At 38.9% G+C, this 26,041-nt stretch carries 25 protein-coding genes; 19 read left to right on the top strand and 6 right to left on the bottom strand.

What is annotated here, in order from left to right; translation table 11 throughout:
- Nucleotides 1-7: 7 nt before the first annotated feature.
- The 8 genes from menC to zupT all read left to right on the top strand — a co-directional run bounded on the left by menC (nt 8) and on the right by zupT (nt 7,343).
- Nucleotides 8-1,117, top strand: coding sequence for an o-succinylbenzoate synthase (gene menC, locus MKX47_RS18250; protein WP_340777034.1), 1,110 nt, complete (start codon nt 8-10; stop codon nt 1,115-1,117).
- Nucleotides 1,118-1,370: 253 nt separating this feature from the next.
- Nucleotides 1,371-2,327 (top strand): ABC transporter permease, encoded by a 957-nt coding sequence (locus tag MKX47_RS18245; RefSeq protein WP_340777032.1) that lies wholly within the window; start codon nt 1,371-1,373, stop codon nt 2,325-2,327.
- A complete protein-coding gene (locus MKX47_RS18240) occupies nt 2,314-3,270 on the top strand; it encodes an iron chelate uptake ABC transporter family permease subunit (protein ID WP_340777030.1) in 957 nt (318 codons plus the stop codon). Before MKX47_RS18245 ends, MKX47_RS18240 begins: the two co-directional genes overlap by 14 nt.
- Nucleotides 3,267-4,034: an iron ABC transporter ATP-binding protein gene (locus MKX47_RS18235; protein WP_340777029.1), complete on the top strand. Its 768-nt coding sequence runs from the start codon at nt 3,267-3,269 to the stop codon at nt 4,032-4,034. Before MKX47_RS18240 ends, MKX47_RS18235 begins: the two co-directional genes overlap by 4 nt.
- A gap of 182 nt (nt 4,035-4,216) precedes the next feature.
- Nucleotides 4,217-5,269, top strand: a complete 1,053-nt coding sequence (locus MKX47_RS18230; RefSeq protein ID WP_340777027.1) for a siderophore ABC transporter substrate-binding protein — start codon at nt 4,217-4,219, stop codon at nt 5,267-5,269.
- A 62-nt stretch (nt 5,270-5,331) separates the two neighbouring features.
- Nucleotides 5,332-5,664 carry an antibiotic biosynthesis monooxygenase family protein gene (locus MKX47_RS18225; RefSeq protein ID WP_340777024.1) on the top strand — a complete coding sequence of 111 codons (333 nt, stop codon included), beginning with the start codon at nt 5,332-5,334 and terminating at the stop codon, nt 5,662-5,664.
- Nucleotides 5,665-5,775: 111 nt separating this feature from the next.
- Nucleotides 5,776-6,387, top strand: a complete 612-nt coding sequence (locus MKX47_RS18220) for a phosphatase PAP2 family protein (RefSeq protein WP_340777022.1) — start codon at nt 5,776-5,778, stop codon at nt 6,385-6,387.
- A 134-nt stretch (nt 6,388-6,521) separates the two neighbouring features.
- On the top strand, nt 6,522-7,343 hold the full coding sequence (zupT, locus tag MKX47_RS18215) for a zinc transporter ZupT (protein WP_340777020.1): 822 nt from the start codon (nt 6,522-6,524) through the stop codon (nt 7,341-7,343).
- 62 nt (nt 7,344-7,405) lie between these two features.
- Here zupT and MKX47_RS18210 read toward each other — a convergent pair whose 3' ends face one another.
- From MKX47_RS18210 to thrC, 3 genes are all read right to left on the bottom strand, one after another.
- On the bottom strand, nt 7,406-8,053 hold the full coding sequence (locus MKX47_RS18210; RefSeq protein ID WP_340777017.1) for an NAD(P)-dependent oxidoreductase: 648 nt from the start codon (nt 8,051-8,053) through the stop codon (nt 7,406-7,408).
- 163 nt (nt 8,054-8,216) lie between these two features.
- Nucleotides 8,217-9,125, bottom strand: coding sequence for a homoserine kinase (gene thrB, locus MKX47_RS18205; RefSeq protein ID WP_340777014.1), 909 nt, complete (start codon nt 9,123-9,125; stop codon nt 8,217-8,219).
- On the bottom strand, nt 9,122-10,180 hold the full coding sequence (gene thrC, locus MKX47_RS18200) for a threonine synthase (protein ID WP_340777011.1): 1,059 nt from the start codon (nt 10,178-10,180) through the stop codon (nt 9,122-9,124). Before thrC ends, thrB begins: the two co-directional genes overlap by 4 nt.
- 210 nt (nt 10,181-10,390) lie before the next feature.
- Here thrC and MKX47_RS18195 point away from each other — a divergent pair, with 210 nt between their 5' ends.
- Complete coding sequence (locus MKX47_RS18195; RefSeq protein ID WP_340777009.1) at nt 10,391-11,626, top strand: MFS transporter; 1,236 nt, start codon at nt 10,391-10,393, stop codon at nt 11,624-11,626.
- A gap of 379 nt (nt 11,627-12,005) precedes the next feature.
- Nucleotides 12,006-12,848 carry a MurR/RpiR family transcriptional regulator gene (locus MKX47_RS18190; protein ID WP_340777006.1) on the top strand — a complete coding sequence of 281 codons (843 nt, stop codon included), beginning with the start codon at nt 12,006-12,008 and terminating at the stop codon, nt 12,846-12,848.
- Between the two features lie 41 nt (nt 12,849-12,889).
- On the opposite strand, the gene MKX47_RS18185 is transcribed toward MKX47_RS18190, so the two are convergent.
- Nucleotides 12,890-13,678 carry a GNAT family N-acetyltransferase gene (locus tag MKX47_RS18185; protein ID WP_340777003.1) on the bottom strand — a complete coding sequence of 263 codons (789 nt, stop codon included), beginning with the start codon at nt 13,676-13,678 and terminating at the stop codon, nt 12,890-12,892.
- A 184-nt stretch (nt 13,679-13,862) separates the two neighbouring features.
- On the opposite strand from MKX47_RS18185, the gene MKX47_RS18180 reads away from it, so the two are divergent.
- Complete coding sequence (locus tag MKX47_RS18180; protein ID WP_340777000.1) at nt 13,863-14,789, top strand: manganese-dependent inorganic pyrophosphatase; 927 nt, start codon at nt 13,863-13,865, stop codon at nt 14,787-14,789.
- Nucleotides 14,790-14,809: 20 nt separating this feature from the next.
- Here the strand turns inward: MKX47_RS18180 and MKX47_RS18175 are convergent, their stop codons facing one another.
- Nucleotides 14,810-16,186, bottom strand: coding sequence for an FAD-dependent oxidoreductase (locus MKX47_RS18175; protein ID WP_340776998.1), 1,377 nt, complete (start codon nt 16,184-16,186; stop codon nt 14,810-14,812).
- A 114-nt stretch (nt 16,187-16,300) separates the two neighbouring features.
- Here MKX47_RS18175 and MKX47_RS18170 point away from each other — a divergent pair, with 114 nt between their 5' ends.
- Both MKX47_RS18170 and MKX47_RS18165 read left to right on the top strand, forming a co-directional pair.
- Complete coding sequence (locus tag MKX47_RS18170; RefSeq protein ID WP_340776996.1) at nt 16,301-17,005, top strand: DsbA family oxidoreductase; 705 nt, start codon at nt 16,301-16,303, stop codon at nt 17,003-17,005.
- Nucleotides 17,006-17,142: 137 nt separating this feature from the next.
- Nucleotides 17,143-17,781: an FMN-dependent NADH-azoreductase gene (locus tag MKX47_RS18165; protein WP_340776992.1), complete on the top strand. Its 639-nt coding sequence runs from the start codon at nt 17,143-17,145 to the stop codon at nt 17,779-17,781.
- An 89-nt stretch (nt 17,782-17,870) separates the two neighbouring features.
- Here the strand turns inward: MKX47_RS18165 and MKX47_RS18160 are convergent, their stop codons facing one another.
- Nucleotides 17,871-18,419, bottom strand: a complete 549-nt coding sequence (locus tag MKX47_RS18160) for a YceI family protein (protein WP_340776991.1) — start codon at nt 18,417-18,419, stop codon at nt 17,871-17,873.
- A gap of 184 nt (nt 18,420-18,603) precedes the next feature.
- Here MKX47_RS18160 and MKX47_RS18155 point away from each other — a divergent pair, with 184 nt between their 5' ends.
- The 6 genes from MKX47_RS18155 to MKX47_RS18130 all read left to right on the top strand — a co-directional run bounded on the left by MKX47_RS18155 (nt 18,604) and on the right by MKX47_RS18130 (nt 25,911).
- Nucleotides 18,604-18,909, top strand: coding sequence for a winged helix-turn-helix transcriptional regulator (locus tag MKX47_RS18155; protein WP_340776989.1), 306 nt, complete (start codon nt 18,604-18,606; stop codon nt 18,907-18,909).
- 85 nt (nt 18,910-18,994) lie between these two features.
- Entirely contained in the window at nt 18,995-19,909 is a 915-nt protein-coding gene (gene murB, locus MKX47_RS18150; RefSeq protein WP_340776987.1) for a UDP-N-acetylmuramate dehydrogenase, read from the top strand.
- A gap of 165 nt (nt 19,910-20,074) precedes the next feature.
- Nucleotides 20,075-20,827, top strand: coding sequence for an exodeoxyribonuclease III (locus tag MKX47_RS18145; RefSeq protein WP_340776985.1), 753 nt, complete (start codon nt 20,075-20,077; stop codon nt 20,825-20,827).
- Nucleotides 20,828-20,908: 81 nt separating this feature from the next.
- On the top strand, nt 20,909-23,320 hold the full coding sequence (locus tag MKX47_RS18140) for a penicillin acylase family protein (RefSeq protein WP_340776984.1): 2,412 nt from the start codon (nt 20,909-20,911) through the stop codon (nt 23,318-23,320).
- A 123-nt stretch (nt 23,321-23,443) separates the two neighbouring features.
- On the top strand, nt 23,444-23,785 hold the full coding sequence (locus MKX47_RS18135) for an ArsR/SmtB family transcription factor (protein WP_340776982.1): 342 nt from the start codon (nt 23,444-23,446) through the stop codon (nt 23,783-23,785).
- 5 nt (nt 23,786-23,790) lie between these two features.
- Nucleotides 23,791-25,911 (top strand): heavy metal translocating P-type ATPase, encoded by a 2,121-nt coding sequence (locus MKX47_RS18130; RefSeq protein ID WP_445683597.1) that lies wholly within the window; start codon nt 23,791-23,793, stop codon nt 25,909-25,911.
- Nucleotides 25,912-26,041: the final 130 nt, after the last annotated feature.

Raw genomic sequence — 26,041 nt, 5'->3', positions numbered from 1 at the left:
GTAAATTATGAAATTAGTAGAAGTAATATTATATGAAGTCGAAATGAACATGAAAACGCCTTTTACAACTAGCTTAGGCACGATGCAAAATAAGAAATTCATTGTACTTGAAGCAAAGGATGAAGCCGGTACGATTGGTTGGGGAGAGGGCGTGGCGTTTGAGGAGCCTTCCTATACGGAGGAAACCTTTAAAACATCGCTACATATGCTAGAGGATTTTTTAATTCCTATGTTGCTAGGTAAGGAAATAACACATCCGGATGAAGTATATGATATGTTCCGCCCGATTCGTCGAAATCAAATGGCAAAAGCGTCCATTGAAGGTGCGGTATGGGATATTTATGCCCAGCAGCAAAACCAATCTTTAGCTGAAGCAATCGGTGGTACGCGGCAAAAAATTGAAGTGGGGATTAGCATCGGATTACAGCCGACTGATGAGCAACTACTTGCGACAATCGAGCGTTTTTTAGAGCAGGGCTATAAACGAATCAAGGTGAAAATTAAACCGGGCAAGGACATTGAGCTTTTACGAACGATTCGCAAAGTCTTTCCGAATGTTCCACTTATGGCAGATGCCAACTCATCGTATCAGCTACAAGATGTCGAGCATTTAAAGCAACTCGATGAATTTAAGCTAATGATGATTGAGCAGCCGCTTGCCCATGATGATTTCATTGACCATGCGGCATTACAAAAGCAAATTCAAACACCAATTTGTTTAGATGAAAGTATTACGTCTTTAGAGGATGCGATTAAGGCAATTGCAGCTGGTGGATGCGGTGTTGTGAACATTAAAATTGCTAGAGTAGGTGGTATTAGTGAGGCAAAACGCATCCATGATTACTGCGAGGAAAAAAATATTCCAGTCTGGTGCGGTGGCATGCTAGAGGCAGGGATTGGTCGTGCGCAAAATGTAGCATTGACAAGTCTACCAAATTTCACGATGCCAGGGGATACGGCTGCATCAAGTCGTTATTGGGATGAGGATATTATTACGCCAGAAGTAATAGTAGATAACGGTTATATAACCGTGCCACAAGCAATAGGTTTAGGTTATCAGGTAAACCGCATGGCACTTGAAAAATATACGATGAACAAACGAGTTTTTACAATCTAACAAAAATGACTATGCATTTTGCTGCATAGTCATTTTTTATTGAACGTTAAATATAAAATACATAATTTGTTCAAACATACGTCATTATTGCTTGAAAGAACTAAATTTTCGTCTTTTTCAACGTAATGCTTTTTCAGTTTAAAATAGGGTGTTTGATTTTCATTCTCAGCAATTATATAATAATGAAGGGAAAAATGATTCTCATTTTCAGTGAGAACATAAAAATATATAGATAGAATAGTGGGAGAATGAAATGAGACTTTGGATGCTTGTTGTCGCAACTATCATCTTGTCCTTCGTATCACTATTTATCGGAGCAATCGACATTAAACCATCTGATTTATTGGACCTTGATTCAGATAAAACACAGATTTTCTTAATGAGTCGAGTGCCGCGATTAATGGCGATCATACTTGCTGGGGCAGGGATGGGTATTTCAGGTTTAATTATGCAAAGCTTAAGTCGTAACAAGTTCGTATCACCGACAACTTCGGGAACACTTGATGCTGCAAAGCTTGGTATTGTAGTATCGATGGTATTTTTCACAAGTGTAGGCTATATGGAGAAAATCCTCTTCAGTTTTACATTTGCATTAATCGGTATGATGATTTTCATGCGTCTTCTTGAAAGTATTAAATTCAAGGATGCTATTTTCGTTCCATTAATCGGGATTATGTACGGAAATATTATTGGTGCGATTTCGACATTTATTGCCTATGAAGCAGAAGTGATGCAAAGTATAGACACATTCTTCTTAGGTAGCTTTACGCTTGTTGTTTCAGGTCGTTATGAGCTACTGTATGTAGCAGTTCCAGCCATCTTTTTAGCGTATTTATATGCGAATAAATTTACGGTTGCAGGTATGGGTGAGGACTTTGCTAAGAATTTAGGATTAAGCTATCGTACTGTATTAAATCTCGGTTTAGTACTGGTTGCAATTATTTCTACAACGGTTGTATTAACTGTTGGGATTATTCCATTTTTAGGATTAATCATACCGAACTTAGTTTCGTTGTATTTAGGAGACAATTTACGTAAAACGATTCCACATACGATTTTCTTAGGGGCTGCATTCCTATTGTTCTGTGACATCATTAGTCGTATTATTGTTTATCCATTTGAAATTCCAGTAAATACAACCGTTGCTGTAATCGGCAGTGCCATCTTCTTAGTGATGTTATTTAGGGGGAAAGCATATGCGAAAAAATAGTACGAAGCTTATTGTGTTAGCAGTGATTGCTATTATTTGTGTGTTGTTGTTTTGTTTTTATAATATCCAAGGGGGCTTTAGCTATGCCTTTCCAAAGCGAGTAGAGCGCGTACTTGCGATGATTATTACAGGTACAGCGATTGCATATGCAACTGTGACATTCCAAACTGTCACGCATAACCGTTTATTAACGCCTTCTATGATGGGGGTAGACTCGATGTATGAAGTTGTACAGACCGTCATCTTCTTCTTTGCGGGCTCTGCATCGGTCTTTGTAGTAAGCCGTTATTTAAACTTTGGTTTATCGATTGTAGCGATGGTGCTATTTGCCCTTATTTTGTATCGTTTCTTATTCCGTGCAGATAAATATCCGATTTTCTTATTGCTACTTGCAGGAATGATTATTGGGACATTGCTCGGAAGCTTTGTTACATTTCTACAGGTCATTATTGATCCGGTAGAATATGAAAGCTTACAATCGCGTTTATTTGCAAGCTTTATGAATGTGAAAACAGAGCTGTTATTAATTGCGCTTGTTATTTTAGGCGCTGCGTTTATTTATGGATATCGCCTATTACGTGACTTAGATGTGATGTCTTTAGGACGCGAAAATGCGATGAATTTAGGGGTCAATTATGATGGTGTCGTGTTAAAAGTATTAATTTTATCTTCCGTTTTAATTGCTACTTCTACCGCTTTAGTTGGACCGATTACATTTTTAGGGTTAATCGTGTCGAATTTAGCGTATCAATATTTTGCAACGTATAAGCATTCCGTATTAATTGCGGGTGCAAGTTTGATTAGTATTATTGCACTTGTCGGAGGGCAGTTCCTTGTTCTACATGTCTTTAACTTGAGTACAACAATAAGTGTAATGATCAACTTTGTCGGTGGTCTGTACTTTATTTACCTAATCCTGAGAGAAAGTAGGAGAGCAGCATGATTGAAATAAAAGGGCTTTCGAAAAGCTTTGGCAAAAAACCAGTTGTGGAAGATGTGACGTTAAAGATTGAGCCAAAAGCCATTACATCCTTCATCGGGCCAAATGGTGCGGGGAAATCAACGCTATTGTCGATGGTAAGTCGCTTAATGGATGCCGATACGGGTGAGGTGCTATTAGATCAAAATAACGTCAAAAAGATGAAGTCCAATGATTTTGCCAAGCGAGTAGCAATTTTGCGTCAGTCCAATCATCTCAATGTTCGTTTAACAGTGCGTGAGTTAGTTTCTTTTGGCCGTTATCCTTACTCAAAGGGGCGTTTAACACCAGAGGACGAAGAGCATATTGACCGCGCCATTGAATATATGACGCTTGGTGATATGCAGGATAAGTTTTTAGATGAGTTATCAGGTGGTCAAAAGCAGCGTGCATTTATTTCGATGGTTATTGCGCAAGATACAGAGTACATTTTACTGGACGAGCCGTTAAATAACTTAGATATGAAGCACTCGGTTCAAATAATGAAAATTTTACGTAAGCTAGTGGACGAGTTAGGCAAGACGGTTGTCATCGTCCTACATGATATTAACTTTGCATCGGTATACTCAGATCGCATCGTTGCATTGAAAAATGGACGTCTTGTAAAAGATGGTCCGACACATGAAATTATTAATTCCGAAGCATTACGAGAAGTATATGATATGCATATTCCTGTTCAAGAGCAGGATGGTTGTCGTATTTGCGTGTATTTCAATTCACATAGCTAGTGTAGAATAAATGTATAAGTTTTTCTCGCTTATGCATTTATTTCTTAAACTCAAATGAGAATGAATCTTAATTTCATAAAAACGATTGACAATACCACTCTGTTGTTTTAGACTAACGGTAGTCAAATGAAAACGATTATCACTATCGTTCGGTGGTATCAATTTAGGAGGAAATAGTAGAAATGAAAAAGTGGAAATTTTTAACGGCAGCAGCATTAACATTAATGTTAGCAGCATGTGGTTCAGATGAAGAGTCAAAAACAGAAGGTACAAACGATCAAGCTGCTACTGAGCAGACTACAACTGATAACAAAGAAAATGCAGCAACAGATGCACCAGTATTCCCAATGACTGTATCTTCATTATCAGCAGGTAGTGAAACAGAAGACGGTAAATCTATTACTTTCGAAGACGTAACATTTGAAGAAGCGCCAAAAAACATTATCGTATTCGACTATGGGTTCTTAGATACACTTGACGCATTAGGCGTTGAAGGTATTGTTGGTATCGCAGCAAACGGTGGTAAAGGAAATATCCCAACACATATTAAAGATAAATATGTAACTGATTCAGTAGCGGACGTTGGTTCATTAAAACAAATTGACTTTGAAAAAGTAGCAGCTGCTAGCCCAGATGCAATTTTCATCTCTGGTCGTCAAGCGCCATTCTATGAAGAACTAAAAGAAATTACACCAAACGTAGTCTTCATTGGTTCTGATAACGAAAACTACATTGATGGTGTATTTGAAACAGTAGACTTAGCTGCTCAAATCTTCGGTAAAAAAGAAAAAGCAGAAGAATTAAAAGCAAACTTACAAGCAAAAGTTGACGAAGTAAAAGCAAAAACTGCTGGCTATGAAAATGCTTTAGTAGCAATGTACAACGACAAAAAAATCTCTGGTTTCGATAACGGTCCAGATTCACGTTTTGCTTATGTATATAATGATTTTGGTTTTAAACCAGCAACAACTGAAATTACTTCATCTTCACATGGTTCGGACTTTTCTTATGAGTCAATCCTTTCTGTAGATCCAGAAGTATTATTAATCATCGACCGTACAGCTTCTGATGTAGAAACAATCAAAGCAGACATTGAAAACGATATTATCAAGAAAACACGTGCTTATAAAGAAGGTAAAATCGTTTACCTTGATGGCGTAAACTGGTACTTCTCTTCAAACGGTGTCACAACTGAAGCAGACAAGTTAGATGAAATCTTAAACGAATTAAAATAATTTCAAAATATGGAGCATGTCTCAAACTTGAGGCATGCTTTTTAGAAAGAGAGGCTGTTTTGATGTTCGTACAAATCCGTAAATGGACAGTAACAGAAGGCAATTCAGGCAAAATTATTGAACGTTTTAGCAAAAAGCCAGATCAAGGCCTATCATTATTAGAGCAACGTGAAGGCTTCATTAGTCGCGAACTTTTAGTAAAAAATGTTCGACGAGGTGAAGAAGAGGTTGTTATGATAATTCGTTGGGAATCCGAAGAGGCATGGAAAGCTTGGGAAAAGAGTCCGGAGCATATTGCTGGCCATAAAAAGAAAATTGCTGAGCACGGTGGAAAGCCGCCGAAGCCAGAGTTTGTCATTTCAATGGAACATGGTAATTATTCAGTGGTAGAATAAGTGTCTAGTTAAACTACTTCATCCGAAAAAGGTGAAGTAGTTTTTTCTTTGGATGTGTGGCTATGTTAAAATACAAGTAAGAATTGTTCGAGTAGAAAGTAGGAAATTATTTTGAAAAGATGGGCATATCCATTAGCGTTAGTTACATTAGCCATTTTTTTAGTAATGGCAATAAATTTTCAATCGCCAAGCTTTATGGCGTTTGATGAACAAATAGCTTCGATAGTGCGAGGCAATGAATTTATTGGACTGTTTCATTATTTAGGTGAGACGGTGTTTGTCGTGATTGTGACATTACTGGTGTTCTTTTATATTTGGTTTAGGGAAAAAAATTATCGTGCTATGCTTTATATTGTATTAACGATGGCAGTAGGAACAACAATCAATCAGGGGCTAAAGGCACTTTTTGCACGCCCGCGACCTGAAATATTAGAGCAATTAACATCTTATAGCTTCCCATCTGGGCACTCGCAAATGGGTGTACTTTATCTGTTTATGTTAGCGTATTTATTTTCAAAAATAACAACGAATCACAAACGTATAACCATTGTATGGGTTGCCGCCATTGTGTTAGCTTGCTTAATTGGCTTATCACGAATTGCAGAAAGTCGTCACTTTGCTACGGATGTACTTGCAGGGTGGAGTATAGGCTATACATGGTTTATTATTTGTGTGTTGTGGTATGAGCAACGAGAGCGTAAATTCAAAAAAAGGAATTCCTAGAGATTTTAGGGATTCTTTTTTTAGTTCAGAAAGTTGGTCGATAACATAAGATGTTACTTGGTTGAAAAAAGTTGCGTAAAGGAAACTTTAGCGTTATAATCAGACTAATTAATAAAATAAAGAAGGAGAATCATATGGATGAACATGTATTATTAGCGCTTGGTTTAACGCTCTTTGCAGGTCTTGCTACTGGGATTGGTAGTTTAATTGCCTTTTTTACCACACGTACAAATAAAAAGTTTTTATCGATTGCATTAGGCTTTTCGGCAGGGGTCATGATTTATGTTTCACTTGTTGAAATTTTTGTGAAAGCAAAAGTGGCCTTAGTCAATGTTCATGGCGACAAGATGGGGTATTGGCTTACAATAGTTGGTTTCTTTGGTGGGATGTTTATTATTGCTTTAATCGACCGTTTTATACCAAAGGGCAACAACCCACATGAAGTTAAATCAGTAGAAGATGTACAAAATGCGCAACGCCTCGGTCAGGAAGAGATGGAAGCGGATCGTTTAATGAAAATGGGTTTATTTACAGCCCTTGCGATTGGGATTCATAATTTCCCAGAAGGTATTGCGACGTTTATGTCGGTAATACAGGATCCTAATGTCGGGATTGCTATTGCGATTGCCGTAGCGATTCATAATATTCCAGAGGGTATTGCAGTGGCAATTCCGATTTTCTATGCGACAGGGAAGCGTATGAAGGCATTTAAATGGTCATTTGCTTCAGGATTATCTGAACCAATTGGCGCGCTAATTGCGTATTTAATCTTGATGCAGTTTATGACAGATACGATGTTTGGTATTGTTTTTGCTGGAGTTGCTGGGATTATGGTGTTCATTTCAATCGATGAATTATTACCAGCAGCCAAAAAATATGATGAAGCACATTCATCGATTTACGGCTTAATTGCAGGTATGGCTGTTATGGCAGTAAGTCTCGTGCTTCTTTCATAATAAGGAAATTGAAAAAAGCACCGAAATTTTACACGCTGTAAAATTTCGGTGCTTTTATAGTATTATGAAGCGGTTGTTACATTTTCCGATGCAACGGTGAAGCTTGTATTTGGGTGTTCATTATTTTCGATTTCATCTAACAGGGCTACGGCAAAGTCTGCATAACTTATATAACTATTGTACTGGGAGTTGACTAATAGCTTTTCATTGCCTGTAATATAATGCCCTGTACGCGGCCCGTCTGAGTCGAACATCGCAGAAGGAATGACAAAAGTCCAATTGATCGATGAATTTTCTAGATCTTGTAAATTTTGCAATTGTGCCTTCGCATTTGGAACGAGCTCTTCTGGGTAGTCTTCGGTGTCCATCAACCGTTTTGTATGGGCCTTATCGACATAAAGACAGCCCGAGCATCCGATGACAAATAGTTTTTGGTCTGTACCTTCTAATAGCGAGATGAGGTGCTTTCCGGCTGTAATGTGTAAATGTGCCTCACCCGGTAATGGGGCAAAGGCATTGACAATAATATTAAAAGGAGCAAGTTGTTCTTTTGTTAAGTGGAATAAATCACTTTCAATAACTAGTACATCCTCGATCTGTAATGTTGCACCATTTTTAACGATGGCTGTAGTGTCATGGTTGCGCATTATTGCTTCACGTAAAATATGAGTCCCTGCCTTACCAGCAGCTCCAATCACAGCAATTTTCATATCTATTACCCCTTTCAACTTGTAGATTACTTAATATACCCATTTATATTGAAAAGTATGCAAAAATAGTAAAATGTCAGTCTTTAGTATGAGAAAATATGGAATTGCTCACCATCAAATGAAAGAGTGCATGAAAAGCGTATCTTTTCATGCACTCTTTCGGTTAATACTTTTGTTCGTACGCCACTACGCGAGAGCCGATTGCATCTGCATGCGTTAAGACGATGCGATGTCCTGGGAACTGTGCGTTCATAGCCTTCAAAAAGGACTCTTGAATGGCTGTTGGAATAATCGAAATTAATGTAGGACCTGCCCCGCTTAATGCTGTACCGTATGCACCTGCCTGTTTAGCGGCTAAACGAATTTCAGCATAGTTTGGAATTAACTGTGCTCGATACGGCTCATGGAACAGGTCTTGCTCCATATAATGCCCGATACGTACATAATCTTTTGCGATGAGTGAGGCGGCGAGCATATTTGCATTAGCACTTGCTCGAACCGCATAGCCACGGCTGAAATCCTGTGGTAGAACATCTCGTGAATCCGCTGTTTTGAGCTCCACATCTGGAATGAACACGACAAAGGCTGCATCTACTTCTGGAATATGCAGGGTATCGACCTGCCCTTGTTCATTCATTGAAGAAATCGTTAAACCACCAAGAACAGAAGCGGTTGCATTATCGGGATGGCCCTCAATTTGCGAAGAAATATCGAGCTTATCTTGTGTCGTTAAGTTCAAATCTCCTAAAAGATTGGCCAATTCAATTCCCGCAACAATCGCTGCAGCACTGCTACCTAAACCGCGTGCAAGTGGTAATTCGCTGGTCATCTCCACTTTGCATGGCTTTAACTTTGCATGATACTGTGCGGCTACTTGCTGAGCGATTTTATAAATTAAATGTGTTTCAACTGTTGTATCAGCAGGAACATGTTCACCAATATGAACGAATTCCCACTTGCCTTGTAATGTTACGTCTAATGTTAAGTAAAGAGAAAGCCCTAGTCCAATCGAGTCAAATCCAGGTCCTAGATTTGCTGTACTACCAGGGACTTTGATTTGCCATTTACTCATAGATTGAATACGCCTTCGATGTAATTGCGGATTTCTTGCTCATCATTTTGAAGTGACACTAGGTCAACAGTTGAAACATTCATCGCTGTATCAGGGTCTTTTAAGCCGTTACCTGTAAATACCGTAACAACTCGGCTACCAGGAGCAATTTTCCCTGCTTTTACAGATTTAATCACACCTGCTAATGATGCAGCAGAGCCTGGCTCAACAAAAATTCCTTCACGACCTGCGATTAATTGATAGGCTGCTAAAATTTCTTCATCTGTTACAGAATCGATAATACCGCCTGATTCGTCACGTGCAGCTTCAGCGAATTTCCAGCTTGCAGGATTCCCAATACGAATTGCTGTTGCGACTGTTTCTGGATTAGCAATTGGTTCACCTTTTACGATGGCTGCAGCACCCTCTGCTTCAAAGCCGTACATTTTAGGAAGACCTGATTGTTTTGCTTCATTATATTCTTTAAAGCCTTTCCAGTACGCTGTAATATTTCCTGCGTTACCTACTGGGATACATAAATAGTCTGGTGCTTGCCCAAGCTGATCAACAATTTCGAAGGCCGCAGTTTTTTGTCCTTCAATACGGTATGGATTAACTGAGTTAACAAGGGCGATAGGAGTAGTTTCCCCAATTTTGCGCACAATATTAAGGGCATCATCAAAGTTGCCGTCAATTTCAATAATTTTTGCGCCATACATGCAGGCTTGAGCAAGTTTACCAAGCGCGACTTTTCCTTTTGGAATCACGACGATGGATTGGATGCCAGCACGAGTTGCATAAGCAGCAGCTGCCGCAGATGTATTTCCTGTAGAGGCACAAATAACAACCTTTGAACCTTCTTCAATGGCTTTAGCAACAGCAAATACCATGCCACGATCCTTGAATGAACCAGTAGGGTTAGCGCCTTCAATTTTCCCGTAAAGCTCAATTCCTAACTCTTTAGATAAGTTCACTAAAGGGATAAGTGGTGTGTTTCCTTCATTTAAAGATAAAGCAGGTGTATTTTCTGTAACAGGTAAATATTGTTTATATTCTTCGATAAGACCTTTCCACATAGACAAATTAGCTCCTTTTGTTCACGCTAGATGAACAGTTGTTTTTATATACAAGACATTTTAAACCTATAAGATGTCTATTTCAATAGGAAACGATAAATTGTCCATACAATTCAATAAATTAGATAATAGTTGTCACTTTTACGAAATAAATGTATGATAGAAAACGTTAAGTCAAGTGTAAAGACAAGTGGAAGGTGGAAAAGTAAAATGACCGAACAAAAACAACAACAACCACAGCCACTATCACGCAATAAATTACTAGGCGTTGCGGGTGTTGGATGGATGTTTGATGCAATGGATGTCGGTATTCTTTCGTTCGTTATTGCAGCGCTTGCGGTAGATTGGGGATTGAATAGTACCCAAATGGGTTGGATCGGTTCCATTAACTCTATTGGTATGGCAGTGGGTGCACTACTGTTTGGAGTATTAGCAGATAAAGTCGGACGTAAACAAATTTTTATGTGGACGTTAATTATATTTTCTGTGGCAAGTGGTTTATCCGCCTTTACGACAACGTTAACAGCATTTTTACTATTACGTTTCTTTGTAGGAATGGGGCTTGGTGGTGAACTACCGGTTGCATCAACGCTTGTTTCAGAAAGTGTAAAAGCAGAAGAACGTGGACGCGTCGTTGTTTTATTAGAAAGCTTTTGGGCTGGTGGCTGGTTAATTGCTGCTGTGATATCCTATTTCGTTATTCCAGCAGATTTTTGGCCAATTGAAGGTTGGCGTGTGGCATTATTATTAACAGCTTTACCAGCGTTTTATGCAATCTACATTCGTATGAAGCTACCTGACTCACCACAGTTTGTAGTAAAAGCTGAATCGAAAAAACGCTCAGTTTTTCAAAATATCGCAGAAGTATGGCATAAAAAATACGCGCGCAATACATTAATGCTGTGGATTTTATGGTTTGCTGTTGTATTTTCTTATTATGGTATGTTCTTATGGTTACCAAGTGTTATGGTTGGAAAAGGCTTTGATTTAATTTCCAGCTTTAAATATGTATTAATCATGACATTGGCCCAATTGCCGGGTTACTTTACGGCAGCATGGTTCATCGAAAAATTCGGACGCAAATTTGTACTTGTTACATATTTATTAGGAACGGCGGCAAGTGCATTTGTATTTGGTGGTGCTGAAACGGCAACAACATTACTTATTTCGGGGATGTTCTTATCGTTCTTTAATTTAGGTGCATGGGGCGCGTTATATGCGTACACGCCAGAGCAATATCCTGCCATTGTGCGTGGAACAGGCGCAGGAATGGCGGCAGCGGTCGGACGTGTCGGTGGTATTTTTGGCCCGTTATTAGTAGGGTCCCTACTTGCCAAAGGGTATGATATTAGCTACATCTTCACGATTTTCTGTGGAGCTATTATCATTGGTGTACTTGGGGTTATATTCTTAGGCAAAGAAACAAAGCAAACGGAATTACAATAACGCCTTCTAATTTGAAGGGCTCATTTCTACATGAAATGGGCCCTTTTAAACATCAAATATACAATATATTTAATCGTAGTAATTTTATAAGAAAAGTACATGCTTAATAATTCTTTTTGTATTCTTTAAATCTTTACGAAATCATGTCAGTTTTCTACATAAAATCGTCAATTCTTTAGTTGACTAAAGTTTTTTCAGAAAACTCGTTGAATTCTATTAATATTCATGTTACTGTATTTTTTATTATTAGGAATTTTGTACGCAATTTGATACAGCATTGTGTGCCTTCTTTATTTTGGGATTAATTTCACACATATATAGTAAAGCATATAGGTAATAGGAAAATGGAATGGAGCTAGAGAAAAGGAGAGGGAGAAAGTTGAGTATTTGCGAAGAAATTAAAAGAAAATACATTCGTTTATCCAAAGGACAGCGTAAAGTTGCCCAATTTGTAATGGATAATCCGAATGTGGTCGCAACACAAATTGCTTCGGAAGTAGGTCGTTTGGCAGATGTGAGTGAATCGACGGTGATTCGCTTTTGCTATGCGATGGATTTATCGGGCTTTAGTGATTTGCAAGATCAAATAAAGGCATATTTGATTGATAAGGGTGAAATGACGGCTGTAAAAAAGGCATTGCCTACGAAAAAAATTAAAAATCAGCTCGGTGCCCAAATTGTAAAACAAGATTTAGCAGGCATTTCAAAAACATTTAATGAGTTAGTGGAGCAGGATGTTAAACAAGCGATTCAATTATTGCATAACGCAAAAAGTATTCATTTCTTAGGATTTAGACAATCTGCAGCTGCTGCGTTGTGGATGTATACGAATTTAGATATGCAACGAAAGAATGTATTTTCAATCGATCATGAAGCAGACAAAATTGCCCATCAGCTTGCAATGATGGATGAGCATTCATTATTGTTCATGATTGCTTTGGATGATGAATATGAAGATGTGGCAACGACTGTAGAAATTGCGAAACGTAAAAATGTAAAGGTGATAGCGATTCGTGATAAGCCATTAACTTCCGATGAACCTGCGGATGTTGTTTTATATGTGCCATCTGCGCAGGAGGGTGGCGCTACATGTACGATTGCAATTTTTGCATTATTGCATGTATTAGTGGAAGAAATGGTCAGTCAACAACCACAGCAATATGAAGAATTTAAACAGCAACAAAAAATTGGAAGCCAACCGAAGCTCATCGCAATTAGCTAATGAAAAAACGTAAAGGTTATAGGGGACCTTTACGTTTTTTTCTATTTTAAAATCTTGCTGTATAGTATTTCATCGACGAATTGGTCATCGATTTTGATTGCCTGTGTACGTGTACCTTCTTTGACATAGTTGAGCTTGTCGAATAAATGTTGAGCTGCTGTGTTTGTTGTTGTCACACTGGCTTCTAAACGTGAAATGGTGTTTGTACGAGCCCATTTTTCAGCCTCTTTTAATAGAACGGTAGCAAGGCCCTTTTGTTGAAAATCTTTGTGAATTGCGATGCGTACATGTGCAAGATGCTTGGTCTTAGAGGCTGTATTGCCTAAAAGCGCGGCATAGCCTGCAAAATGTCCATTGTATATGCAAAGAAGCACAGTACTTGTTTTGTCTTTGCGCCAATCTGCAATCGTTTTACGTACTTGTTGTACAGTTAAATTACGCTCTTGCGGGTGATAATAACAAAAAGAAGATTGTGTGAATAATTCTTCTTGTAAATTAATATAGGCACGGGCATCATTTGCTTCAATAGGCCGTGTAATATAGGTGTTTTGTGGCTTAGCGTCACTAATAGCATCTTGCTCGGTACATGAATATGTTACTGAATGTCCTAAATTGACATTCGTTACATAGTAATCATAGTTAATCCAAGCAAAAAAATGCGTGGAAGGCGCCTTCGTTTTTTTCCACCAGCTTACGTTTAAATACGCTGCGTTTGGTAGTTCATGACCCATAATATTTTGAATTTCATCATATGTAAGAGTAAATGTACTTTGCGTACAGGCTTCAAAAAAACGTGCTAATGGAATATATTTCCTTTCCATCTTCTTCATTGGGGAATTCCTCATTTCTTTTCATTTCCAAAGCCTATTGTATAACAAATACATCAAAAATATCAAAAAATTATTATTATATATTAAATTTTAAACAAAAACTACAAGAAAACTTCTATTTTTCTCTATAAAGCGTTATGTTAAAATGGTAATCGAAGCGTATTTTATATAGGAGGATCAACTCATGAGTAAAACATTAGTTTTCGGACATAAAAATCCAGATACAGATACAATTACATCTGCTATCGTTTATGCATACTTAAAGCAACAAGTAGGTGTAGATGCAGAAGCCGTACGTTTAGGTGAAGTGAATAATGAAACACAATTTGCGTTAGACAAATTTGGTTTCGAAGCACCGCGCTTAATCGCTAACGTAAAAGACGAGACAACTCAAGTAATCTTAGTAGACCACAATGAATTCCAACAATCAGCGGATGGTATTGAAGAAGTTCAAATTTCAGAAGTCATCGATCACCACCGTATTGCCAATTTCCAAACAGCTGACCCACTTTACTTCCGTGCAGAGCCAGTTGGTTGTACGGCTACGATTTTAAATAAATTATTTAAAGAAAATGACGTAGCAATTCCTGCAAACATCGCGGGTCTTATGTTATCAGCTATTGTTTCAGATACATTATTATTCAAATCACCAACTTGCACAGAGCAAGATGTAAAAGCAGGTGCAGAATTAGCTGAAATCGCAGGTGTTGACGCAGCGGAATACGGCTTAGCTATGTTAAAAGCAGGTGCAGACCTTTCAGATAAGTCATTAGAAGACTTATTATCATTAGACGCAAAAGGTTTCGAGTTTGGCGAATACAAAGCAACAGTTGCGCAGGTAAACGCAGTAGATATCGAGGACGTATTAAGTCGTCAAACAGAGCTAGTGAACTTATTAAATAAAAATGTAGCGGACAACGGGTTAGATTTATTCTTCTTCGTCGTAACAGACATTTTAAATAACGATTCAACGGCAGTCGCTGCAGGACAAGTTGCAGAAGCGGCAGCGCGAAGCTTTGGTGCAGAAATTATTAATGGTCGAATTGCTTTACCAGGCGTTGTGTCTCGTAAAAAACAAATCGTTCCTGTCTTAACAGAAGGCTTAAAATAATAAAAAAATTCCGGTATTCCTTAATTGGAATGACCGGATTTTTTGATGTCAAGCGGATAAACAGCAGGTCCCTCGATTACTTGGCCGTCTTTATTGTAGCGTGAGCCATGACATGGACAGTCCCAAGTCTCATCGTCTTCATTCCATCTTGTTTTACAGCCTAAATGCGTACAGCGCGGTGCATCTTGGCGGGTTACATAGCCTTTGACAAATTCCTTCCCGATAAAGCTTCCGTTTTGCAACATAAAATATAATGCTTTCCCAAAATTCGAGCGACTCGGTGAAAATAAGGCGCTAGTGGGATTTTTTATTCCTTTTAATAAATCACAGAGCAAATGCCCCGCGACAAGTGATGAGGACAGCCCCCATTTATTAAAGCCTGTTGCCATATAGAGCGAATCATCGGACTCGTCTACTTGCCCAATATATGGGATTTGATCAAATGTCATCATGTCCTGTGCATCCCAGCAAAAGCTAGGTGCCGGTAGTTCAAACAACGTCTGCACCTCATGCTGAAGGGACCCGAAGTAATTCACATCAGATTGCTTTCCAACTATATGTGAATAGCCCCCATATAGTAAATAAGAATCCTCCCCCATGACGGCCGTTCGAATTGTTCGACTGGATGGATCGATGCTTAAATATTGTCCCTCAAGTAAATCATTGCACTTTGTTGCGGATAAATAGGAACGGCTTACTTGTAATTTGAGCATCGTTAAATTTTTTAAAGCTTCAATGGGGTAATGCGTACATAAAATAAGCTTTTTATAGTGTATAGAATGCGCTAAATTTGTTAGCAAAAGGCGCTTTTTTAACTCGATTTTTGTAATACGTGTATTTAAATAGAGCTGTGCCCCATGCTTTTTAGCCAGTGCCGCAAAGTGATTAGTAAAGGCGACAGGGTTAATTTGTGCCTCGTCCTTTATACCGAGAGCCAGCTCGACGGAAAGTGCAAGCTCTGTTTCCTTTGTTGCGATATGAGGGATGCCTAATTGTTCATAGCGTCGCGCTTCCTCCATCAATTGCGCCTTGCCTTGTTGCGTGGTGCTATATAAAAAGGATGTAGCGCGTGAAAAGCTCGCTGGATTTTGCTCCATAACTTGTTCAATTGCTTGACGATTTGCTTTGTAATAAAGAAGCCCATCTTCTAGCGAAAGCTTGGAATAAATTAAATCATGCTGTGTGGATAATTTGCCAGTGGAGTAGGCAGTTGTTCCGTTGGCAAAATGTGATAATCCTTCAATTAGTACAACTGAAAAGCCTTGTTTTGCTAATACATAGGCACTATAAATGCCACTAATGCCCCCTCCTACGATACAAATGTCGCAAGTAATCGACTGTTGGACAGATGGAGCAGAGCTAGGTTGCTGGTCAGATAGCCAGAGCGATTGTCTCAAATAATCACCTTTTATTTTTCAGTATGATTCATTGAACAGTATTTTATACAAGTACACTTAATTGTACTTTTTAATGTGAACTCATTACAATGAGGTGGATAAGGAGTGAGAAAAATGAAAATTGAAGTATGGTCAGATTATGTGTGTCCATTTTGTTATATTGGTAAAACACAATTAGAGCAAGTATTAGAACAAGCAGGTTACGGAGAGGCTATTGAAGTAGAGCTGAAAAGTTATTTACTAGATCCGACAGTGAAGGAAGATGCATCAGAGCCGGTGTATGAGAGCTTACAACAAAAGTACGGCATGTCAATCGAAGAAGTGAAAAACATGACGCAAAATATAGTAGGCCGTGCCAGTGAAGTTGGATTGAATTTTAACTTCGATGAAATGAAAAATGCCAATACAGTGAAAGCACACCGTTTAGCAAAGTGGGCTGAAACAAAAGGCAAGGGCAAAGCATTTTCAGAACGCGTATTAAAGGCTTATTTTACAGAGGGTCAATTAATTGGACTAGATGAAACCTTACTAAAAATCGCTGAGGAAGTTGGTTTAGTGCGTGAACAAGCGCAAGCCATATTAGCAAGTGATGATTATTTAGCGGAGATGCAACAAGATATTGCCGTTGCACAACAACTAGGTGTACGAGGCGTGCCTTTCTTTGTAATTGATCAAAAATATGGTATTTCAGGCGCACAACCAAAAGAAGTGTTTGAACAAGCCATCGAAAAAGCAGCACAAGAGGCGGGCTTACGTAAACCATTAAAAATGCAGGGTGGTAATGGTGCTACATGCACGGATGATTCATGCGAAATCTAATTTCAGTCTAAAGTCCGAGAGCAATCGTATTGATTTTTTGCGGTTGTTCTTATATTATATAAAAGTACCTCGAATTTGAGATACTCGCAACAAAGATATATAATTTAAAAATAAAAAATAAAGGGAGTTTTAATATAATGACAAACGTATTAGTAGTAAAAGCAAACAACCGTCCAGACGGTATTTCAACAAAAATGTATAATACTTTCATGGAAGAGGTAGCAACTGTTGAAGGGTTAAATGTATCAACATTTGACGTATTTGAAGAAAACTTAGAATACTTCGGTCAAGAATTATTCAATGCATTCGGTAAATTACAAAACGGTGAAGCTTTAACAGCTCGTGAACAAGCTTCAGTTGATTCAATGAACAAATCTCGTGCAGCTTTAGATGCAGCAGAAGTAGTTGTATTTGCTTTCCCATTATGGAACCTAACAATTCCAGCAGCTTTACAATCATTCATTGACTACACTTATAGCGCTGGCTATTCATTTAAATATGGTGAGCAAGGTCAATTAATTAGCTTAATGACAGACAAGAAATACATCTTATTAAATGCTCGTGGTGGTTACTACTCAACACCAGAAATGGCTCCTATGGAAATGTCAGTTAACTACATGAACAGTGTAATTGGTGGCGTTTATGGTATGGAAAAAGTAGAAGAAGTAATTATCGAAGGTCACAATGCCAACCCTGCAGAAGCAGAAAACATCATTGCTGCTGGATTAGAAAATGTTAAAGCAGCAGCTCAAAAATTAGCAAAAGTAACTGCATAATAGTCGGTTAGATGAAAAGGCCACTCGCATCCAAATTAGCGAGTGGCCTTTTTAAGTTCTTACGAAATCTAATGTAATAGTCAAGCGTATCAAATACTGTTATGTAGTAAGTGTTTGTGTTGTTCTAATTCCAATTCAACCGAAATCGTCACAAGCTCATCGATAAGAAAGCCCCCTGCTTCTAGTGTCGCATTATATACCAAGCCAAAATCTTTACGGTTGATAACCGTTGTACAAGAAAAACCATAGGCTTCGGCTTCCCATGGACTTTTTACATGACCATTGTATGTAACGTCAAATGTAACAGGTCTTGTTACATCTTTAATGGTTAAATTGCCATGAAGCTTATATGGATTATTGGTTCCTTCTGTAGATGTTAGAACGAAGGAAATTTTAGGGTAGCGATCTGCATCGAAGAAATCAGCAGATATTAAGTGGTGATCGCGCGAAACATCACGGGTATTAATACTTGCCACATCTAAATCAAAACGAATGGTTGAAATGTCGAATGCTTCGATATCATTCGCTTCAATTTGAGCTGAAAAAGAATCGAATGTTCCATTAACCTTTGTAATCATCATATGCTTGATTGTAAAGTTAACAGAAGAATGGAATACGTCAACTATATAAGTTGCCATGTAGTTTCCCTCCCTTAATTGTAACAATTTTCTAAATCCATCATAGAATATAAAGTTTTAGATTACAATGGGATTTTGCTTGGAGTAAGCTACTTACTTTTCGTAATTGAAGAGAAGTGTTAAAATAATTACATGGATTATAAATAGAACAAATGCATAATTTGTTTAAATATGAGGTGAAAAAATGAAAGAAACAGCATTATGTCCACGTTTATCGAAGGCAATGGAACTTGTGGGTAAGCGTTGGACCGCATTAATTATTTATCAATTATTAGAAGGTCCGCAGCGTTTTAATGCGATTGAAGCGGCGTTACCGATAAGTGGCAGATTATTGTCGGAACGCCTAAAGGAGCTTGAAAAAGAGGGAATTGTTGAGCGAAAAGTATTTTCAGAAGTACCGATTCGCGTGGAGTACAATTTGACGAGCAAAGGACTCTCACTTGAGCAAGCCGTTCGTGAAATTGAAATATGGTCAAAAAAATGGCTCTAGCCTATCGTATTTTACTTGTAAATGTTGCGTTAAAAACAGATACTAGAAAAGATACAAAGCTTCAAGGGAAAGGAATTTATGATTTATGACGATTGAGCAATGGGTAAATGATTTATTACAGTGGATTCCATCAACGAATGTAAAGATAAATGAATCGTTAAAAAAATATACGATGACAAAGCTAGGTGGCAATGCAGATGTATTTGTTATGCCGGAAACAGAACAACAGGCAGTAGCAGTGATTCGATATGCACATCAAAACCGAATTCCATTGTTAATGCTTGGCAATGGATCGAATATGGTCGTGCGTGATGGCGGTGTACGTGGCATCGTGATCCATTTTGCGCTATTAAATGAGATTCGTATTGAGGGTACGACTGTTTTTGCACAAAGCGGTGCATTATTAAAAGAAGTTTCAAAGCAATCCGCAGAAGATAGTTTAACGGGCTTTGAGTTTGCCTGTGGTATCCCGGGTTCAATTGGCGGTGCGATGGCTATGAATGCCGGTGCTTACGGTGGTGAGATTAAAGATATCGTCACATCTTGCACGGTCGTAACAGTGGAAGGTGAAGTGCTAGTACTATCCAATGAACAGCTAGAGCTTTCTTATCGTAAAAGCATTATTGCGAAAAAAGGCTATTTTGTACTGTCTGCTACATTTGAATTAGTAAAAGGCGAGCAACAGCAAATTGATGCCAAGGTTGCTGATTTAACATACCAACGTGAATCAAAGCAACCGCTTGAATATCCATCAGCAGGGAGTGTGTTTAAAAGACCTCCAGGCTATTTTGCAGGAAAACTTATTCAAGATAGCGAATTACAAGGCAAAGGCGTTGGTGGTGCCGAAGTATCAACGAAGCATGCAGGCTTTATCATCAATAAAAACAATGCAACTGCAAAAGATTACATCGAAACCATTCAAATGGTACAGCGCGTTGTGAAGGAAAAATTTGATGTGGATTTAGAAATGGAAGTAAAAATTGTCGGCGAAGAGGCTTAAGAATAGGTAGACACATTCCTATAAAATGAGTGTATATTTGAGCGGCAATTGTTAACAAAATGCATAAGGTGAAAAAATAAGATTTCGTACGATTATGTGCGAAATCTATTTTTCTACTAGTAGCCTCTATTCATACATATACTACGACGAAGGGGAAAGAGCATTATGAAGTTTATTTCATGGAATGTGAACGGCATCCGCGCATGTGTCAAGAAAGGGTTTTTAGATTATTTTCACGAGATGGACGCGGATTTTTTCTGTATACAAGAAACAAAATGTCAACAAGGGCAAATCGAGCTTCACCTTGATGGCTATCATCAATACTGGAACTCGGCGGTCAAGAAGGGCTATTCAGGAACAGCCATTTTCACAAAGCATGAGCCACTATCCGTAAGCTACGGGATTGAAAATGAAGTAGCTCCTGATGAAGGACGAATTTTGACGTTGGAGTATGCGGATTTTTATTTAGTGAATGCCTATGTTCCAAATGCAAAACGTGATTTGACACGTTTAGCAGAGCGGCTTTTATGGGAGGAACGTATGGCGCTGTATTTAAAGGACCTTGATAGCAAGAAGCCGGTCATTTATTGTGGCGATTTAAACGTGGCCCATGAAGAAATGGATATAAAAAATGTGAAATCGAATATCGGGAATTCGGGCTTTACATATGAGGAACGCGGAAAAATGACCGAGTTATTAGCAAGCGGCTTTACGGATACGTTCCGCCATTTCCATCCAAATGAAACGGACCATTTTACATGGTGGTCGTATATGAATCAAGTGCGTGCACGTAATATCGGTTGGCGCATCGACTATTTCATCGTATCCAACCGTATCGTAGGACAAATAGAAGATGCAGCGATTCATTCGCAAGTTTTAGGGAGCGATCATTGTCCGATTCTTTTAAAGTTAAAGTAGAGTAAGATAGAAAATTCTGTTGGGTAAAGAAGCACGATCAATTTTCAACGATTTTAATATTGAAATTGGAGGGTGGATTTTATGGCACAACAAGTGAGTAAATCAAAAAGGCGTAAATGGGTCAAGATTCTGAGTTGGATAATAGGTGTCATTATTATAATAGGTGGCGCAGCATTTGCAGGGCTCCATTTTTACTTAGCAACTTCGAAGCCGGTCATTGAAGGGGAGACCGTTGTCAAAATTCTAGATGAAGATGTTGAAGTAACAAGGGACGAGATAGGCGTTCCCCATATTTTTGCAAAAACAGAAGCCGACCTTTACCGCGCGCAAGGCTATGTACAAGCACAGGATCGTTTATTCCAAATGGATTTAGCACGTCGACAGGCAAGTGGCATGCTCGCGGAAGTAATTGGGGAGGCTGCGGTAGAAACCGATAAATACTTCCGTACATTTAGCTTACGTCATGCGGCAGAGCTTTCATGGGAAGACTATGACGAAAAATCGAGGCAAATACTCGAATGGTATGCTGAAGGGGTGAATGCATTTATTGCAGAAGTGAAGAGCACAAGCAAGTTATCGTATGAATTTAAACTACTAGGCTATACCCCGGAGCCATGGACGCCACTGGATTCATTAACCATTGGGAAATATATGGCCTATGATTTAGGCGGTAACTGGAATCAGCAAGCATTCCGTTCTTGGGCATTACAAAACTTTACTGAAGAAGAGGCAAAAGAATTATTTGTTGAGTACCCAGAAAACGCACAATCGATTATTGAAGCCAACCTAAATATAGAAGCGGATATTGCGACAGCATTTACACCAGATTATTTACCGCCAGAATTTAATGGTAGTAATAACTGGGTAATTAGCGGCGAATTAACGGAATCTGGTAAGCCACTACTTGCAGATGACCCACATTTAGGCTTGAGTACGCCGTCAATTTGGTATCAAATGCATTTACAATCACCTGAGCAAAATGTAAGCGGTGTTATTTTTGCGGGGATTCCCGGAATTATTTTAGGACATAATGAAGAAATCGCTTGGGGTGTAACGAATGTCAATCCGGATGTACAGGATTTATATATTGAGGTGCCAAACCCGAAAAACCCATACCAATTTGAATATGATGGGAAATGGGAGGACGCTACTGTTCGTCAAGAGCCAATTCGAGTAAAGGACGGCGAAACGGTAGACTTTGAAGTAGTAGAAACACGTCACGGTCCTATTATTTCAAATATTATGTTAAAAGATACAGAGGTGAAGGAAGTGTTTTCTATGCAATGGACAGCACTTCAATCTACACAAGAATTAAAAGCCATTATAGGTTTAAATAAAGCAACAAACTGGAAAGAGTTTGAAAAGGCATTAGAGGACTTTAAAGTACCCGCACAAAATTTCGTCTTTGCCTCAACCGATGGCACCATTGCCTATAAAGCAAACGGAATCGTACCCATTCGTAAACAAGGTACAGGTGCATTGCCAGTACCCGGGAACTCCTCACAATATGGCTGGGAAAGCTATATCCCGTTTGATGAGCTACCAACAGTGATTAATCCGGAAGAGGGGTATATTGCAACGGCCAATAATGAAGTCGTTGGCGAACACTACCCGTATCATCTATCCAATCTTTGGGCACAGCCATATCGCTACGAGCGCATTGTCGAAATGATAGAAAACCCATCAATTGATCAAAAAACAGGTGTGCAATTAAAATTGACGCCAGACTATATGAAAGTAATGCAAATGGATCAGAAGAACTTACATGCCGAGGAATTTTTACCTCGTTTAGTAGCAACAATTAAGGAACAAGATGCAGAGGGCAAGTATGCAAAGGTTATTTCCTTATTAGAAGAGTGGGAATACTATGATGATAAAGAGCAAGGTGCACCACTTGTTTATCATTTCTTGATTGAAAACATGGAAAAAGCGTTATTTGAAGATGCCATGCCAGCAGATATGTATAAATTAATGCCCGCCAAATCACAAATTACCGACCAAATGCTACGAGATGCCTTCGCTGGAAATGAAGGGGTATGGATACAGGGCGAGGGTGGATTGAATCAATTTGTCTATACGGCCTTTGAAGATGCTGTAATAAAAATTGAAGATCGTCTTGGTACATCTGTGTCAAAATGGCAATGGGGTAGCTATAATAAGCTCACATTTAATCACCCATTATCAAGTGCCTCTGATCTATTAGCCAATTACTTAAATCCTGACAAGTTAGCTGTAGGGGGATCTAGTGTTACGGTACAGGCTGCAGCTGAGGATGGGTATGGTAATGTAAAACACGGGGCATCCTGGCGCTTTGTTGCGGATTTAAATGATTTATCATCTGCACAACATATTGTAGGTCCAGGGCAAAGTGGTCATGTAAAATCAAAGTGGTATGATAACCAAGTAGTAAACTGGGTGGAAGGTCATTATCATCAAACGAAAATAAATGGTGATATGGATGTACGCTATGAATTAACATTGAAAGCTGAATAACTATCGCTCTGTAGCTTCTCTTTACGGTAAAGAGGAGCTATTTTTTCATTCAAATTAACCTTTGAATGTTTTGCTGCATACGATATAATACACTCAAATAGAAATTTGAATGAGGTGAGTTAGATGAAGGATGTGTGTGAAGTAACATGCGTCAATGATGAGGCTGTTGCACAAGTAAAAGCACAAATGCCCGAATTAACGGCTGTATCGAAATTGCTAAAAGTGTTATCGGATGAGACACGCTTAAAAATTTTATATGCACTGACAATCGAGCAGCGACTTTGTGTTTGTGATGTTGCGACGATCATTGAGGCCAGTATTGCAACGACCTCTCACCATTTACGAAATTTGAAAGAGAACGGCTTGGCAAAATCGACGCGTGAAGGAAAGCTTATGTATTATTCGTTAGCAGATGAGCATGTATACCAAATTGTGCGATTAGCATATGAACATTCGGAGGAGTGAGCAATGTGGCAGTTAAAACGGAGCAATACAGATTGGAAAATTTATCGTGCGCAAATTGTGCGATAAAGTTTGAAAAAAACGTAAAAGAAATTGCAGGCGTACAAGACGCACAGCTTAATTTTGGTGCAGCAAAATTAACGATAGTCGGTGAGGCAACCGTTGCCGAATTAGAAGCAGCGGGTGCATTTGATGGCATAAAGGTATCAAAAGCAAGTGAGCGTAAAGTCGTACAAACCGTGCCCTTCTACAAACGTAAAGAAAATCAACTAGCAGCCTTTTCATTAGTATTTGTCATTTTAGGTTTGTTTGGGAGCCTATTACTAGGAGAAGGGCATATTTTAGTAAACAGTCTGTTTGCCATTGCTATTGTTGTAGGTGGCTATCCGATTTTTAAAACGGGTATAAAAAACTTACTACGCCTTGAGTTTGATATGAAAACACTTATGACTATCGCGATTATAGGAGCAGCGCTAATCGGCGAGTGGCAGGAAGCAGCAGTTGTCGTGTTTTTATTTGCAATTAGTGAAGCGCTCGAAGCTTACTCGATGAATAAGGCTCGTCAATCCATCTCGCAATTAGTAGAGCTTGCACCGACAACAGCACTGATCAAACGCGCACATGACCAGCATTTTCATGAGATGGAAGTGGCGACTGAGCAAATTCAGATAGGGGATATACTACTCGTAAAGCCAGGTCAGAAAATTGCGATGGACGGTATTGTAATGGTGGGTACTTCTACTGTAAATCAGGCAGCGATAACGGGCGAATCTATCCCGGTAACGAAAACAGTAGGAGACCATGTTTTTGCAGGAACGCTTAATGAAGCTGGGGCACTTGAAATTCAAGTAACAAAGCGTGTGGAAGATACAACCATTTCTAAGATTATCCATTTAGTTGAGGAGGCACAGGCACAAAAGGCGCCGTCTCAAAAATTTGTCGACCGTTTTGCCAAATATTATACGCCGGCGATTATGCTCGTGGCGGTAGTGGTAGCCATTGTTCCGAGTTTCGTAACAGGTGATTGGGCACATTGGATTTACCAAGGTCTGGCTGTGTTAGTTGTCGGTTGTCCGTGTGCATTAGTCATATCAACTCCCGTAGCCATTGTAACCGCAATTGGTAATGCAGCACGACAAGGGGTACTGATTAAAGGCGGTGCGTACTTAGAGCAGCTTAGTCATATTCGCGCGGTGGCGTTCGACAAAACAGGTACGTTAACAAAAGGGCAGCCTGAAGTAGTAGACATCATGACAAATAATTATGATGAACGAACGCTATTTGCTCAAATGGCAGCGGTTGAAAAGAAATCACAGCATCCGTTAGCACGTGCCATATTAGCAAAAGCTTTTGATGAAAAAATTGATATCCCTCAAGCCGAAAATTTCCAATCTGTAACAGGCAAAGGGGCTTATGCAACGGTGAAGGATGAAATTATTTATGTAGGTAGTGTCAGTTGGATTGAATCAATCGTAGCTATTCCACAAAATCTATCAAAGGCAATAGAAGAGCACGCATCAAATGGTCATTCGGTAATTGTGACAGCCAATAAAGAACGCGTATTGGGAATAGTATCAATCGCTGACCAAGTGCGTTCAGAGAGTAAATCCGTCATTGAAGCACTTCATAAGAGTGGGATTGAGCATACGGTCATGCTTACCGGAGATGCTCCATTAACGGCGCAAAAAATTGCCGACCGTTTAATGATTAGCGATGTTCGTGCCAGCTTACTACCAGAAAATAAGCTACAGGCGATTAAAGAGCTACAACAGCAATATGGTTCTGTCGCAATGGTTGGAGATGGTGTCAATGATGCCCCGGCATTAGCCACTGCGGATATTGGTATTGCGATGGGTGGTGCTGGTTCCGATGCAGCACTTGAAACAGCACAAATTGTTTTCATGCGTGATGATTTAACAAAGCTACCATTTACAATGAAGCTAAGTAAACGAACACTGACGATTATTAAACAAAATATAATTTTCGCACTTGGATTGAAATTAGTTGCGCTATTGCTTGTAATTCCAGGATGGCTAACATTATGGATTGCCATTTTCGCCGACATTGGCGCAACATTATTAGTCATATTAAATGCTTTAAGATTATTAAAAAATAATAAAGCGTCTTAAATTGGTTAATATGTAATACTACCATTCCATACTTATCGGTAAGCAAGTTTCAATTATAATTCTATTAATCTTGAGTTATTTATAAGAACGTTATATGATTAATTAGAATAAAAAAGAAGGCGAATGAGGC

The organism is Solibacillus sp. FSL R7-0668, assembly GCF_038006205.1.
In the GTDB taxonomy this organism is placed as follows: Bacteria; Bacillota; Bacilli; order Bacillales_A; family Planococcaceae; genus Solibacillus.
Note: the sequence above shows the minus strand (reverse complement) of the source record. Positions and strands in the feature narration are given on the sequence as shown.

What these genes read in the sequence shown, in the direction of transcription:
- menC (WP_340777034.1), top strand. Translation starts at nt 8, where the DNA reads ATGAAATTAGTAGAAGTAATATTATATGAAGTCGAAATGAACATGAAA.
- MKX47_RS18245 (WP_340777032.1), top strand. Translation starts at nt 1,371, where the DNA reads ATGAGACTTTGGATGCTTGTTGTCGCAACTATCATCTTGTCCTTCGTA.
- MKX47_RS18240 (WP_340777030.1), top strand. Translation starts at nt 2,314, where the DNA reads ATGCGAAAAAATAGTACGAAGCTTATTGTGTTAGCAGTGATTGCTATT.
- MKX47_RS18235 (WP_340777029.1), top strand. Translation starts at nt 3,267, where the DNA reads ATGATTGAAATAAAAGGGCTTTCGAAAAGCTTTGGCAAAAAACCAGTT.
- MKX47_RS18230 (WP_340777027.1), top strand. Translation starts at nt 4,217, where the DNA reads ATGAAAAAGTGGAAATTTTTAACGGCAGCAGCATTAACATTAATGTTA.
- MKX47_RS18225 (WP_340777024.1), top strand. Translation starts at nt 5,332, where the DNA reads ATGTTCGTACAAATCCGTAAATGGACAGTAACAGAAGGCAATTCAGGC.
- zupT (WP_340777020.1), top strand. Translation starts at nt 6,522, where the DNA reads ATGGATGAACATGTATTATTAGCGCTTGGTTTAACGCTCTTTGCAGGT.
- MKX47_RS18210 (WP_340777017.1), bottom strand. Translation starts at nt 8,053, where the DNA reads ATGAAAATTGCTGTGATTGGAGCTGCTGGTAAGGCAGGGACTCATATT.
- thrB (WP_340777014.1), bottom strand. Translation starts at nt 9,125, where the DNA reads ATGAGTAAATGGCAAATCAAAGTCCCTGGTAGTACAGCAAATCTAGGA.
- thrC (WP_340777011.1), bottom strand. Translation starts at nt 10,180, where the DNA reads ATGTGGAAAGGTCTTATCGAAGAATATAAACAATATTTACCTGTTACA.
- MKX47_RS18195 (WP_340777009.1), top strand. Translation starts at nt 10,391, where the DNA reads ATGACCGAACAAAAACAACAACAACCACAGCCACTATCACGCAATAAA.
- MKX47_RS18185 (WP_340777003.1), bottom strand. Translation starts at nt 13,678, where the DNA reads ATGAAGAAGATGGAAAGGAAATATATTCCATTAGCACGTTTTTTTGAA.
- MKX47_RS18180 (WP_340777000.1), top strand. Translation starts at nt 13,863, where the DNA reads ATGAGTAAAACATTAGTTTTCGGACATAAAAATCCAGATACAGATACA.
- MKX47_RS18170 (WP_340776996.1), top strand. Translation starts at nt 16,301, where the DNA reads ATGAAAATTGAAGTATGGTCAGATTATGTGTGTCCATTTTGTTATATT.
- MKX47_RS18165 (WP_340776992.1), top strand. Translation starts at nt 17,143, where the DNA reads ATGACAAACGTATTAGTAGTAAAAGCAAACAACCGTCCAGACGGTATT.
- MKX47_RS18160 (WP_340776991.1), bottom strand. Translation starts at nt 18,419, where the DNA reads ATGGCAACTTATATAGTTGACGTATTCCATTCTTCTGTTAACTTTACA.
- MKX47_RS18155 (WP_340776989.1), top strand. Translation starts at nt 18,604, where the DNA reads ATGAAAGAAACAGCATTATGTCCACGTTTATCGAAGGCAATGGAACTT.
- murB (WP_340776987.1), top strand. Translation starts at nt 18,995, where the DNA reads ATGACGATTGAGCAATGGGTAAATGATTTATTACAGTGGATTCCATCA.
- MKX47_RS18145 (WP_340776985.1), top strand. Translation starts at nt 20,075, where the DNA reads ATGAAGTTTATTTCATGGAATGTGAACGGCATCCGCGCATGTGTCAAG.
- MKX47_RS18140 (WP_340776984.1), top strand. Translation starts at nt 20,909, where the DNA reads ATGGCACAACAAGTGAGTAAATCAAAAAGGCGTAAATGGGTCAAGATT.
- MKX47_RS18135 (WP_340776982.1), top strand. Translation starts at nt 23,444, where the DNA reads ATGAAGGATGTGTGTGAAGTAACATGCGTCAATGATGAGGCTGTTGCA.